The 12979-nt window shown below is 64.3% G+C and carries 9 protein-coding genes; 3 read left to right on the top strand and 6 right to left on the bottom strand.

The annotated features are described in order from the left end of the window. Positions 1-10: 10 nt before the first annotated feature. Positions 11-1573 carry a T9SS C-terminal target domain-containing protein gene (locus E4631_RS21450; RefSeq protein WP_133657052.1) on the top strand — a complete coding sequence of 521 codons (1563 nt, stop codon included), beginning with the start codon at positions 11-13 and terminating at the stop codon, positions 1571-1573. A 147-nt stretch (positions 1574-1720) separates the two neighbouring features. Then, positions 1721-2746: a type IV toxin-antitoxin system AbiEi family antitoxin gene (locus E4631_RS21455; protein WP_166648033.1), complete on the top strand. Its 1026-nt coding sequence runs from the start codon at positions 1721-1723 to the stop codon at positions 2744-2746. Between the two features lie 151 nt (positions 2747-2897). On the opposite strand, the gene E4631_RS21460 is transcribed toward E4631_RS21455, so the two are convergent. Then, entirely contained in the window at positions 2898-5984 is a 3087-nt protein-coding gene (locus E4631_RS21460) for a PAS domain-containing protein (RefSeq protein WP_166648034.1), read from the bottom strand. 394 nt (positions 5985-6378) lie between these two features. On the opposite strand from E4631_RS21460, the gene E4631_RS21465 reads away from it, so the two are divergent. Next, positions 6379-6567, top strand: a complete 189-nt coding sequence (locus tag E4631_RS21465; RefSeq protein WP_133657055.1) for a hypothetical protein — start codon at positions 6379-6381, stop codon at positions 6565-6567. Positions 6568-6752: 185 nt separating this feature from the next. On the opposite strand, the gene uxuA is transcribed toward E4631_RS21465, so the two are convergent. The 5 genes from uxuA to E4631_RS21490 form a co-directional block, all read right to left on the bottom strand. After that, positions 6753-7919 (bottom strand): mannonate dehydratase, encoded by a 1167-nt coding sequence (gene uxuA, locus E4631_RS21470; protein ID WP_133657056.1) that lies wholly within the window; start codon positions 7917-7919, stop codon positions 6753-6755. Positions 7920-8022: 103 nt separating this feature from the next. Next, the gene (locus tag E4631_RS21475) at positions 8023-8844 is read right to left on the bottom strand and encodes an SDR family oxidoreductase (protein ID WP_133657057.1); all 822 of its coding nucleotides are present in this window, start codon (positions 8842-8844) and stop codon (positions 8023-8025) included. Between the two features lie 41 nt (positions 8845-8885). After that, a complete protein-coding gene (locus E4631_RS21480) occupies positions 8886-11105 on the bottom strand; it encodes a glycoside hydrolase family 3 N-terminal domain-containing protein (RefSeq protein ID WP_133657058.1) in 2220 nt (739 codons plus the stop codon). A 32-nt stretch (positions 11106-11137) separates the two neighbouring features. Further along, a complete protein-coding gene (locus tag E4631_RS21485) occupies positions 11138-11437 on the bottom strand; it encodes a sialate O-acetylesterase (protein ID WP_133657059.1) in 300 nt (99 codons plus the stop codon). 2 nt (positions 11438-11439) lie between these two features. Further along, complete coding sequence (locus E4631_RS21490) at positions 11440-12936, bottom strand: agarase (protein WP_133657060.1); 1497 nt, start codon at positions 12934-12936, stop codon at positions 11440-11442. Positions 12937-12979 lie beyond the last annotated feature (43 nt).

The raw sequence follows: 12979 nt of genomic DNA on the forward strand, positions 1-12979 counted from the left end.
CTTTCTTTTGATGAAAAAGAACATCCTTTCCGTGGCCCTGCTCGCCACCCTGCTTGGCCTGGGCGCGTGCCAAACGAAAGACATTACGCCGGCGCCCAACACCACAGGCAGCGGCACCAGCACTGGGGGCACTACCACGCCGGTGGCCGGCACCACCGTAACGGTGACTGGCGGCCGTGCGAATACCATTACCACCAACACTACCTGGACGGCCGCCAACAAATACCTGCTCAAAGACTACGTATACGTGGGCAGCGGTGCCACGCTCACCATTGAGGCGGGCACCATCATCAAGGGCGATAAGGATACCAAGGGCGCGCTCATCATCGAGCCCGGCGCCAAGATTATGGCCATCGGCACGGTTGATAAGCCCATTATCTTCACCTCCAACCAGCCCAAGGGCTCGCGCAACTACGGCGATTGGGGCGGGGTCATTATCGCCGGCAACGCGCCCGTTAACTCGGCCGTGAACGGCGCTCTACCCACCATTGAGGGCGGCCCCACCACCAAGTACGGCAGCATGCCCACCGTGCCCGTCAACGCGGCGGCCGTGGCCGATAACTCGGGCATCATGCAGTACGTGCGCATCGAATTTGGAGGGGTAGCCTTTTCGCCCAATAATGAGGTGAACGGCCTGACGCTGGCCGGCGTGGGCAATGGCACGACCCTCGACCACATCCAGGTATCGTACTCGGGCGATGATGCCTTCGAGTGGTTTGGCGGCACCGTGAACGCCAAGTACCTAGTGGCTCATCGCACCTTCGACGACGACTTCGACACCGACAACGGCTTCTCGGGCAAGGTACAGTTTGGCGTGTCGCTGCGCGACCCCTTGCAGGCCGACCAGTCGGGCTCCAAGGCGTTTGAGTCGGATAACGATGGGACTGCCACGGCCAATAACCCGCAGACGATGGCCGTCTTCTCCAACATCACCGCCGTGGGCCCCATCCTGAACCCCGGCGCGGCCAACTACAGCCCGCAGTACACGGCCGGCGCGCACATTCGCCGCAACTCGGCCCTGAGCATTATGAACTCGGTGATAATGGGCTACCCCACGGGCGTGCTCATCGACGGCAACCCCACGGCGGCAGCCATCGGCCGCAACGATGCCCGGTTCAAGAACAATATTGTGGCCGGCTCGCTGGTGGGCTCCAACTCGGTGGGCGGGCAGCGCAGCATTCTGTTTATAGGCGGCGCGGCCGGCGGCGCGGGCAGCCTCACCACCAACAACGTGATGAGCGCCGACTCGTCGGCCTGGGGCGCGGCCGTGGGCCCGCTCACCTGGCTCAAAGCCAACACCAACCGCCGCTACGCCACTGCCGACAACGTGCAGCTGCTCAACCCCTTCAACCTGACGTCGCCGAGCTTCCTACCCCGCACGGGCTCGCCCATCGTGACGGTAGCCCCAGCCACGGCTCCGGTAGCGCCGGCCGACTTTGGCGACGCCAAGCTTAATGACCCCTTCTTCACGAACGTCAACTACATCGGCGCCTTTGCCGACCCCAACGCGGCCGGCGCCACCAACTGGCTGGCTACCTGGACCAACTTCGACCCTCAGAATACGGATTACTAAACCAGCTCTCACCCCCAGCGGCTGCCTCCGTAGCGTACTACTTAGAAAGTCAGGGCCGCCCCGCAGCCCTGGCTTTCCGTTTTTGAGGCCGCTTCGGCTCAGGTGGCTGCCCGGTACTCACGTGCCGGGTACTATTCTTTTCGCTCCTTGTTGGCTACCTTTTCTTCCTCCGCAGCCCTGCTAGAGCAGGTGCGCCAGCGCTTGCAATGCAGCTTGGCTATTCCTGTGTGGCCCCAGCTAGCCGGCCCGGCCGAAACCCAGGTTTGGCACATAGGCTCGGAGGTGCGCTTGCTGGCCACGCCACCCGCCAGGGTTTCTGCGCTCACCGCGCCCACCCGCCCGGCATTGACGGGGACTTACCCTACGCTACTTGTGTTCGACTATGTATCGAGTAGGCTGGGTGCCCAGCTGCGCGCCCAGGGCCAGTACTACGCCGATGCCGCAGGCAATGCTTGGCTGCAACACCCAGGCTTGCTGCTAAGCGTGCAGGGCTGTGCCCGCCCCAAGGCGCCCGTCCCCGCTACCCCCGTCACGCCGGCCGGGCACGTGCACCTGCTGCGCTTACTGTTTCAGCTGCTACTGGAGCCGGCCCTTGCCACCTATTCGCCCACCAACCTGGCGGCCCGTACCCAGCTGCCCTTGGCAAGAGTTGGGGCAGCCCTTCGCAGCCTGGCTAAGCTTGACTGGTGGCAGGCGGCTGCGCTGCCGCCCGCCAGCCCGCTGCCCCAGCCCGCCGCTACCCAGCACTGGCTGAGCCACTACGCCAGGGTGCTGCGCTGCCGCCTCAATCCGCACCGCTATCGCCCCCGCGACCCTGCCGCCCTGGCTGGCTGGCCCCAGCGCGCCCTACCCCCCGAGTGCCTGTGGAGCGGTGAAAACGCCGCACACTTGCTTCTGAGCCGCTCGGAGCCACCCACCAGCCTGACGCTCTATAGCCAAATGCCCCGCTCGCAGCTGGTGCAGCAGCTCGACCTGGTACCCTATGCCCAAGGCACCATCGAGATTCTGAATTCCTTTGCTCCGGCGGCCTGCTTTGCCTCCGCTGACCCGCGCTGCGTACCAGCCTTACTCGTGTATACCGACTTGCTGGCCAGCCGGAAGCCGCATTGCGAAACCCTGGCACACGAAATGCACGCCCGCTACCTGGGGTCACTAGTGGGCGTTGTTGATTGACCAGCGCGTGCGGATACTGGTGAGGTGGCCGAGTAAAGCGGGGCAGAACCGGGCTTTACGTGCAGTGGTCGAGGCTACCTGGGTAGAAACGCGACAGTCTCTGCGTGGACTCAGGTTAGGTTTGTTAGCTGTCCGCTTCCGCTAGACCACCTCAAGCCCCCGCGGCCGGCGCGTCAGTGACAGAAAAATAGACGAAAAAGGTGGTGCCGGTGCCCTCCTGGCTGTGGACTTTGATGCGCCCCCCCGCGTTTTCGACCATGCGCTTGACCATGTAGAGGCCAATACCGGTGCCCTCCACGTGGTCGTGGAAGCGCTGGAACATGCCGAACAGGCGTGGCTGCTGGGCCTGCGCAATGCCTAGGCCGTTGTCGTGGACTTCGAGCACCTGATAGCCCGGCACCGCGTGGCAGCTGACGGCCACATGGAGTGTGCGGTGCGGCGAGCGGTACTTGAGGGCATTGCTGAGCAGGTTGTAGAGCACCGAGCGCAAGTTCTTTTCCGGGAACAGTAGCGGCGGGCACCCGGCCACGTCGCGGGTGAGGCGCACGCCCGGCGCGGCAAGCAGCCCGTCCAGGTCGAAGCACACGTCGTCGAGCACGGCGGCCAGGCTGACGGGCGCAACGACCGGGTCGTGCGCCCGTTGCAGCCGGGTAAGGTCGGTGAGGCTATCGAGCGTGCGCTGGAAGCGTTCCACCGACTCCACCATGCGGTCCAGGATGGGACCGACCGGCCCGCTAGGGGCCCGCAGGGCGGCGGGCAGCTCCTCGTTCAGGGCATCGAGCAGGCCCTCAATGTTGGCGATGGGGTGTTTTAAGTCGTGCGAAGCGGTGTAAATGAAGTTGTCCAGGTCTACGTTCACGCGGGTGAGCTGGCGGTTGGCGGCCGTGAGCTGCGCGTTGGCCAGCGCCAGCTCCCCGCGCGCTCGTACCTCGTCGGTCACCTCGTGGGCGAAGACCAGCACCCCGTCCACGGCCCCGTGCTCGTCGTGGCGAGCCTGGTAAGTGAAGTTGCAGTAGATTTCTTCCAGCGGGCCGCCCTCGGTGCGCGCCAGCATCAGGGGTAGTTCCTGGGCCACATACGTTTCGCCGGTCTGGTACACCTGGCCCATGATGGCGGGGATATCCGTGCTCATCAGCTCGGGCAAGGCCACCAGCAGCGGCTGGCCCAGTAGCTCCCGGCCGGGGAAAATGCGCTGGTAGGCCGGGTTGACCAGTTGGTACGTCAGGTCGGGGCCATCGAGAATGACAATCGGCGCGGGGGCCTGCATGAACAGCTCGTGCAGCTGCCGCTGCTGGGCCTCGCGCTGCCGGCGGGCCCGCACCCGCTCAGTCGCGTCGAAGGCAAACACGGAGAGGCCTACTACCTGGCCGGCCTCCCGGATAGCCTGATAAGTGAAATCGAAGTAAAAATCACGCGCGGGCTGGCCGTCGGGCGCCACAACGGACAACAGCATTTCGCGGCCGAAGTATGTTTCCCCAGTCTGGTACACCCGGTCGAGCAGGGTAATGAAGCCTTGCTCCACGGCCATGGGAAACACGTCGGCCACGGGGCGGCCGAGCAGGGCGTGGCCGGGAAACAGCTGCTGATAAGCGTCGTTCACGTACTCGTAGCAGTGGTTCGGCTCGCGCAGCAGCGCAATGCAGGCCGGAGTTTGCTCAAACACCTGGTAGAACGCCTCGCGCTGGGCCGCGGCCTGCTCGGCGGCGGCCAGGGCTTCGGCCTGGGCGGCCTCGGCGTGCTGGCGGGCCCGCACGCGGTCCGTTACGTCGAGGGTGAAGCCCAGGACGGCGTGGGGCGGCTGCTGGCCGTGGCGCAAGGGTAGATAGAACAAGTCCAGGTACAGGTCCCACGGCTGACCCGTGCGCGGGTCGAGGGCCTGGGCGTACACCTCCTGGGCCTGGTAGGGCTCGCCGGTGCGTAGCACCTGGCGCAGCAGGGCCAGAAAGCCCTGCGCTTCGGCGTCGGGAAATTGCTCCCCCGCCGGCTGGCCGAGCACGGCCCGGCCCTGCGCCTGCTGCTGAAACGCATCGTTGAAGAAGCCGTAGCGCAGGTCTTCGCCCTCGAAGGTGACCACGCTGGCCGGCAGGGAGGAAAGAATGCTGGTTAGCAGCTGGTCTTTTTCTTCAAGCTGCTGCTGGGCGCGCTTCAGCTCATCCACGTCGAGGCCGGAGCCGAACCACTGCCGGGGCCGGCCGGCGGCTTCGGCCTCGGCTAGCGGCTCGGGCACGGCCCGGCTGCTGAACCAACGGTAGCGGCCATCGGCCCCGCGCAAGCGAAACTCGTAGCGCCAGGCGCGGCCCTCGGCCAGGGCCGCCGCCAACTCGCGGGCTATGGTGGGCAGGTCGTCGGGGTGCACCAGGGCGGGCTGGGCGTCGGCCGCGGATGCGCCGGGGGGTAGGCCGGTGTAGGCATTCCATCGCGGACTCATGTAAAGCAGTTGCCCGGTCTGGTCTACGGTGAAGTTGATGCCGGGCTGGCTTTCCGTGACGTGCCGCAGCTGCTGGGCCGTGGCATCGGCCTCGGCCTGGGCGTGGCGCAGGGCCTGGGTGCGTTCCAGCACGCGGGCTTCCAGCTCTTGGTTGAGCTGGGCCAGCTGGCGAACCTGGTCCTCTAGCTGGTGGCGGGCCAGCACTTGCGCCCTCACCTCCGCTGCCACTGCCCTCATACCCTGCACCTGGCCCTGGGCGGCGTAGAAGGGCTGGAAGACGAAGTTGTAATACGTGGGTGGGAGCTGCCCCTCGCGCCACCTGGTGGCCGGGGCCTCATTACCGCGGGCGGCCCGCTCGCGGGCCTGGCTTTCGCGCGGGGCCTTTTCCACCGCCGGGCGGGGCTGGTCGGCGGGGGTGGTCAGGCAGACGAGCAGGCCCTCCCCCACGCGGCGGGCGGTGGCCTGAAAGTAGTTGTCGTGGCCGTTGGCCTGGTAGGTCAGCTCAAACTGCGCGGGCTGGCCCGTTACGAACGCGTTACGCGGAAAAGCAAACGCCCCGCCTTCGGGCTGGCGGCTCGGCAGAAACTGCTCCAGGTAGGTAACCGCCGGCTGGGCCGGCAGGAGTAGGCTGCGCTGCGCGGCTGGGTTGAGGTAGGCAAAGGCAAAGTCGACCACCTCGCCCGCGGGGTCGTAGAGCGGGGTGAGGAGGGCGATACCCGTGAGCGAGGTATCGAGCAGGGCCAGCAGTAGCTCGGTGAGCGGAAATTGCCCGGCAAGCGGGCTGGGAAATGGCGGCAACACGGGAGGCATGAGGCAAGAAATCAGAGCGCGCGAGCAAGCAATCATTAACCGCGCCGACTTCTTCTAAGCTACTGCCGCAGACAGCGCTGCCCGAGTGGACGACGTTGGCGGGACCATGCTTGCTTTCACGTCTGCCCCGGGTGCGTAGCCGGTGCGTTTTGGGGCGGTTCGCCACGGGGCTTTTCGTGGAAAAAGCGGCTGCTTGGTACTCAACCACTTCCCGCCTCTTTGTTCCCGCCCATGCAAAATTCTGCCCTAGCAAAGCCCACCTGTCCGCCGCTGATACGGCCAACCCTAACCCGCTGATATCTTGCCCTAAAACAGGTAAACATTAGTTGTTCAACGGCTCCTGTCGATTTCCTTCACGCAGGCTGTTTTTCGGCTACCTGCTAAATACAAGTGCTTGGCGCCTACCCTCTGTTATCAGCCCAGCCAACGCCTATTGCGCTGGCGCGCGGCGCCGGTAAAATTCCTGGCGCTACGCGGGCCGGTAGATGTGGCGCTGGTAGCCAGGCAAATACCCGATGACGACTATGGCAATAGCCTGGCACACCCGCTGGGCACCGGCAGCGTGTTGAAAACGCTCGGTTAGCTAGCCCACCCAGTACCGGTGCCACCCAGCCAAACATAACAGGAATCATCAGATTCGTTTGCTCCTAAAGAGCACACCTTTCCGAATCCAGTTAACTGTGCCTTAGCGCTCTATCCGTTTTATTAGACCACCGCACTTCAAGACTCGACCTCATAATTGCGTCCCAACGTTGTTCGGCTCAGCGTCTAGCGCCCGCTACTTGCAATACCTGCTTCCAGGCCGCGCAGCTCGGCCAGGCCGCGCAGGCGACCGATGGCCGAATAGCCGGGGTTGGTTTTTTTGTGCAGGTCGTCGAGCATCTGGTGGCCGTGGTCGGGGCGCATGGGTAGGCTAGTCTGGCGTTGGCGCATCACCAGCAGCAACGCGCGCATGACGGCGGGCATGTCCACGTCGCCCTCCAAGTGGTTGGCTTCGTAGAAGTTGTCTTCGGCATCGCGCTGGGTGCTGCGTAGGTGAATGAAGTGGATACGGTCGGCAAACTGGCGCACCATCGCGGGCAGGTCGTTGTCGGCCCGCACGCCAAACGAGCCGGTGCAGAAGCACAGGCCGTTGCGGAGCGAGGGTACGGCCGCCGCCAGGGCCGCCACGTCGGCGGCCGTGCTCACCACGCGTGGCAGCCCGAGGATGGGGTAGGGCGGGTCGTCGGGATGGATAGCCAGGTTGACGCCTACTTCCTCCGCCACCGGCACGATGGCTTGCAAAAACAGAATCAAGTGCTCACGCAGCCGGGCGGCGTCAATGCCCGCATACGCATCGAGCGCCGCCTGAAACTGCGCCAGCGTGAAGCTCTCCTCGCTACCCGGCAGCCCCGCGGTGATGTTGCGCTGCAGCTGCTGGCGCTCGGCTTCATTCATGCCCTCAAAGCGGGCCTTCGCGCGGGCCAGCGCCGCGGGGGTATAGTCGGCTTCGGCCCCGTGGCGCTTCAGCAGCAGCGTATCGAAGGCCACGAAGGCGGCTTTTTCGAAGCGCAGAGCCTTTGAGCCATCGGCTACTTCGTAGGCCAGGTCCGTGCGCGTCCAGTCGAGCACGGGCATAAAATTGTAGGTGACCGTGTAGATGCCGCAGGCCGCCAGGTTGCGAATAGATTGTTGGTAATTAGCAATATACTGTTGAAAATCACCGCTGCGGGTCTTGATGTTTTCGTGCACGGGCACACTTTCGACCACGCTCCACGTGAGGCCGGCGGCGCCGACGAGCGCCTGGCGCGCCTGAATTTCGGCCACCGGCCACACGTCACCATTCGGAATGTGGTGCAGGGCCGACACTACCTCAGTAGCGCCCGCCTGGCGGATATCGGCGAGGCTGACGGGGTCGTTGGGGCCGTACCAGCGCCAGCTTTGGAGGAGAGGCATTTTCAATTATCAGTGAGCAGTGAGCAGTGAGCAATTTATCTGTCAGTGCGATTGCCGCGTCCCTTGCTAGAAGCGCAACATGCTCGCACTGACGAATGTCTGGCTATACGCCGCTGTAGGCATTAAAGCCGCCATCAACCAGCACGGTTTCGCCGGTCACAAATTTTGAGGCGTCGCTGAGCAGGTAGATGAGCGTTCCGGTTAGTTCTTCGGCTTCGCCAAAGCGCTGGAAGGGCGTGTTGGCAATGAACTTGCGGGCACGGTCGGTGAGCGCGCCATCGGCTTCGAGCATAAGATGGCGGTTTTGCTCGGTGAGGAACACGCCCGGCGCGATGGCATTCATGCGCAGGCCGCCGCCGTAGCGCTGGCCCAGCTCCACGGCCATCCAACGGGTGTACGATTCTATCGCGCTCTTGGCCAGCGTGTAGCCGAGCACCCGCGTAAGCGGCCGCTGCGCCGTGAGCGACGAAATATTGACAATGGAGCCCTGACCCTGCGCCGCCATCACGCGCCCAAAAACGGTGGTCGGGATGACTGTTCCGAACAAGTTCAAGTCCACCACTTGGCGAGTATCGGCAATGCTCACGTCAAACAAATCCTGGTTCGGGCCCACGGTGGCGCCGGGCATATTGCCGCCAGCCGCGTTCACCAGCCCGTCGATGCGGCCCCAGGTCGCCAATATTTGGTCGCGGGCGGCTTCGAGCTGGGCCTGGTCGAGCACATCGGCCAGGATGATGAGCGCCTCGCCCCCTACCCCCCTGATGGCGGCCGCCCGCGCCTCGGCCCGGTCCGCATCGCGGCCCATCACCACGACTTTGGCGCCTGCTTCGGCCACGGCCAGCGAAAGCGCCGCGCCCAGCACCCCGGTGGCCCCGGTAATGACAACGACTTTGTCCTGTAAGGAAAATTGTGATAAGGCAGACATAAATGCTTGGTTAATATACTGTTTATCAATATTATGTCAGGCTAGGGCAGCAGCTCCACCTTGCCGCTGAGACGGATGTCATCCGAGGCGCTGCCCACCAGCAGCTGAAACTCGCCCGGCTCGGCCACCCAGGCCAGCTGCTGGTTGTAGAAGGAAAGCTTGTCCTTACCTACCGTGAAGGTGAGCGTTTTGCTTTCACCCGGCTTGAGCAGCACCTTCTGAAAATCCTTTAGCTCCTTGAGCGGGCGCACCAGCGAGGCCACGGGGTCGCGCAGGTAGAGCTGGGCCACTTCCTCGCCGGCGACGGGGCCGGTATTAGTAAGCGTGAACTGCACCTGCACCGTTTCGGCGGCGGTGAGCTGTGGGCGGCTGATTTTCAACTCGCTGTATTGGAAAGTGGTGTAGCTCAGGCCGTAGCCGAAGGCGTAGCGCGGCGTATTGGGCGCGTCGATGTAGGCCGATTTATACCTGGTATCGCCGGGCCGGGTCACGGGGCGGCCGGTGTTGTACTGCTGGTTGTAGGCAATGGGCAGCTGGCCCACGGCGCGCGGGAAGCTGCTGGGTAGCTTGCCGGCCGGGTTGTAGTCGCCGCTGAGCACGTCGGCCAGGGCGTGGCCACCTTCGGCGCCGGGCCACCACGCCAGCAGAATAGCGTCGGCCTGGTCGGCGATGGTGTTGAAAATGAGTGGCCTACCCCCCAGCATCACCACAATGATGGGCTTGCCGGTGGCTTTGAGGGCTAAGAATAATTCTTCCTGCACGCCGGGCAGGCGAATGTCGGTGCGCGACTTGGCCTCGCCGGTCATGTCCCAGGTTTCGCCCACGGTCAGCACCACGGCGTCGGCTTTTTGGGCGGTTTCGACGGCCGCCGCGAAGCCGGCGCGCGAGTCACCGAGCACGTCGCAGCCCTTGGCGTAGCTAAGCTGGGTTTTGGAGCCCAGGCGTTGGGCCAGGCCGTCGTAGATGCTCGTTATCAGCGTGGTATCGGCGTCGGGGACCCAGCTGCCATCGAGGTCGCGCTTGCTCTTGGCCAGCGGGCCAATGACGGCCAGCCGGCTCCAGGCGCGGTGCAGGGGTAGGGCTTGCCGGTCGTTTTTGAGCAGCACCATAGACTGGCGCGCCACCTGGCGGGCGGCCTGGCGGTTTTGGGGGTCGTTGAGGACCTGCTTTTCGCGCTTCTCGTTCGAGAATCTGTAGGGGTCGTCGAACAAGCCCAGCTCAAATTTTTTGCGCAAAATGCGGCGCACGGCGTCATCGAGCAGGCTCATGTCAGCTTTACCATCTTTGACGAGCTGCGCCAGGTGGGTGTGGTAGGCATCGCTTTCCATGTCCATGTCGCTGCCGGCAGCGAGGGCTTTTTGGGCGGCGTCGGCCTTGTTGGCGGCGTAGCCCCAGGGCACCATCTCGCCGATGCTACCCCAGTCGCTCACCACGAAGCCGGGGTACTGCCATTGGCCCTTCAGAATGTCGCGCTGCAAGTAGGTATTACCGGTGGCGGGCACGCCGTTCAGGGTATTGAAGGAGTTCATGAACGTGGCCACGCCCGCGTCAGCCGCCGCCCGGAAGGGAGGTAGGTACACCTCCCAGAGCTGCTGAAGGCTCATATCCACGGCGTTATAGTCGCGGCCGGCGAGGGCCGCGCCGTAGGCGGCGAAGTGCTTGGCGCAGGCCATGATGGCATCCGTGCCGCCCAGCTTCTCGCCCTGGAAACCCAGCACGCGGGCCCGCGCAATTTGCGCGCCCAGGTACGTATCCTCGCCCGCGCCTTCCATCACGCGGCCCCAGCGCGGGTCGCGGCCCACGTCTACCATCGGCGCAAAAGTCCAGTGGATGCCCGCGGCGGCAGCCTCCTTAGCGGCTACGTGCGCGCTCAGCCGGATGGCCGCCAGGTCCCAGCTGGCGGCCTCGGCCAGCGGAATCGGGAACACCGTTTTGTAGCCGTGAACGACGTCGAGGCTGAACAGCAGCGGAATGTGCAGCCGCGATTTCAGCGCCTCGGCCTGAATAGCGCGGGTATTGGCTGCGCCGCGCACGTTCAGCATCGAGCCCACCTGCCCGCTGCGAATGGCGTTGAGCTGGTCGGTTTTGCGGGTGCTGGCCGGGCCAGTCAGCTCGCGGCCTGAGTACTGGTTGAGTTGGCCAACCTTTTCCTCCAGCGTCATCTGCTGGAGCAGGGCCGTGATGCGCTGCTCTACCGGCTGCTGGGCCCGCGCTGGCAGGCAAGGCGCGAGAAAAAAAGCGGCGAATAGAAGGCGTTTCATAAAATAAAAGGGGATAGGGAAGCCGCCGGCCGCTAGGGCCGCGTCCGCCGGGCCGGGCGCTGAAGCTGCTGAATGGCCTGGGCGTAGCGCCGGCCCAAGAGGCGGGCCGAGCGGGCGTCGAAGTGCAGGTGGTCGCCGCGGTCGGTGGGGCCAGCAGCCGATACGTAGGCGTAGTGCGCCACGGTTTTACCCAGCGAAGCCACTGCCGCGTTCATGCGCTCGGCGCCGGGGTTGGGCTGCGTAGTGCCGGTAGGGTCGGTTTTGGTGAATTGAAAAGCCGGCAGCTGACCGGCCACAAACGGGAGGGCAGGGGCCTGCAGACCGCCGCTCATCTTTACTGCGGCTGGCGCTGGTCGAAGAAGTCGGCCAGGTGGTACATCTGTTGGTTCAGCGCCTTCATCTTGTCGAGCAGGGGCTGGTAGGGTTCAAGGTAGTTATCCACGAGGCCCTTGTTGGCGTTGGTGTTCGAGGGCTCAGCGCCCACCAGCGTCGGGTCATTATCCTGGTACTTAAACCAATGCCAGCCCACGCAATTCTTGGATTCGAGCAGGCCAAGCGTAAAATTCTGGTAAAACAGGCCGCGGTCGGCCTGCGTTTTCACCACCCAACCGGCGCCGGCGGTGTTGGCCAGGCCGGGCGCGTCTTCGCCCTTCACGTACCATTCGGTCACGAGGAAGGGCTTGCCCGACAGCGTTTCCCAGTCGGCTACCCATTTTCTCTCGGGCGTCCAGTTGTTGTAGTAGTTGATACTCAGCACGTCGAGGTACTTGCCGGCCACGCGCAGCAGCTCGGGGTAGTAGCGCTGCGCGCCGTGAAAGCGGCAACCCAGGTACATATGGTTGGGGTCGTTCTTCTTTATAGCCTTAGCCACGATGGAAAAGTAGCGCTCGGCCGCGTAGGCCAGAAAATCCTGCCGGTTTTGGTCGGTGATGGTGGCCAGGGTAATGCCGCGCTCGTCGGCCCATTTCTTGGCAGCCACGTAGCCCGGCTCGGAGGGGGGTAGGGTGAGGTAGCCATCCAGGTTTTTGCGCAGCAGCGGCATCTCGTTGTCCGAAAAATAGCCAAACAGGTTTTTATCCTTCTTATGCTGGCTCAGCTGCTTGGCGTGCTGCTCGGCAAACTCTTCAAAGCCGGGGTCAAACACGAAAATCACATCATTCGGATAGCCCTTGTGGCCGGGCTGCACGTAGGTGCCGCCGCGCTTCGACCCGTAGCCACTCATAAAATCGAGGTTGACGGTGTAGGCCAGCGGCTTAGCGGCCTGGGCATTTTCCGCCTGAATATCCTTGGTGGCCGACCACGCGCCCGTACCATTAAAGCCATTGGCCAGCAGAAACTTACGGGTAGCTGCCATCCACCCGGCGCGGTCGCCGTACTTGTCCCGCAGGGCCTTCTGGGTACGGGCCGAGCTGCCAGGCTGCACGTCGTTGGGAGCGTTGTGCAGGAAGTAGTAGCCCTCGGGGTCCACGGCCCACCAGCGGCCCCCTATTTTCTCCACGCGGAAGAAGCCCGTGGCCTTGGTTCGCTTGTCGAGCCGGCCGCCGTACTTGCTCAGCGGCACCTCGGCAGGCGCGTAGCCCTGCAGCGTGGTAAGGGCGCGGGTGGGGTAGTCCTTGTACTCCGAAAAGCCGGCCTTGCCATCAACGGTAGAGTTATTGATGGTTTTTTTGGCGGCGACGCGCAGGGTGTATTCGGCGCTGTCGCGCGAGGTCTGGGCCTGGGCGGCAAGGCTTACGAGGAGGAGTGCGACCGGCAGCAGGCGCGTCACCCCACCCCCTACCCCTCCCCTTCGGGAGAGGGGAGCCACGGCGGCGCTCCCGTCTGTAATCATCTGGCTCCCCTCTCCCGAAGGGGAGGGGCCGGGGGTGGGGTGA

Origin of the sequence: Hymenobacter sp. UV11 (assembly GCF_004684095.1) — a bacterium.
In the GTDB taxonomy this organism is placed as follows: domain Bacteria; phylum Bacteroidota; class Bacteroidia; order Cytophagales; family Hymenobacteraceae; genus Hymenobacter.

Bases quoted from the DNA above. Each gene is read 5' to 3' on its own strand.
- E4631_RS21475 (WP_133657057.1), bottom strand. From the start codon at position 8,844: ATGTCTGCCTTATCACAATTTTCCTTACAGGACAAAGTCGTTGTCATT.
- E4631_RS21485 (WP_133657059.1), bottom strand. From the start codon at position 11,437: ATGAGCGGCGGTCTGCAGGCCCCTGCCCTCCCGTTTGTGGCCGGTCAG.
- E4631_RS21460 (WP_166648034.1), bottom strand. From the start codon at position 5,984: ATGCCTCCCGTGTTGCCGCCATTTCCCAGCCCGCTTGCCGGGCAATTT.
- E4631_RS21480 (WP_133657058.1), bottom strand. From the start codon at position 11,105: ATGAAACGCCTTCTATTCGCCGCTTTTTTTCTCGCGCCTTGCCTGCCA.
- uxuA (WP_133657056.1), bottom strand. From the start codon at position 7,919: ATGCCTCTCCTCCAAAGCTGGCGCTGGTACGGCCCCAACGACCCCGTC.
- E4631_RS21450 (WP_133657052.1), top strand. From the start codon at position 11: ATGAAAAAGAACATCCTTTCCGTGGCCCTGCTCGCCACCCTGCTTGGC.
- E4631_RS21490 (WP_133657060.1), bottom strand. From the start codon at position 12,936: ATGATTACAGACGGGAGCGCCGCCGTGGCTCCCCTCTCCCGAAGGGGA.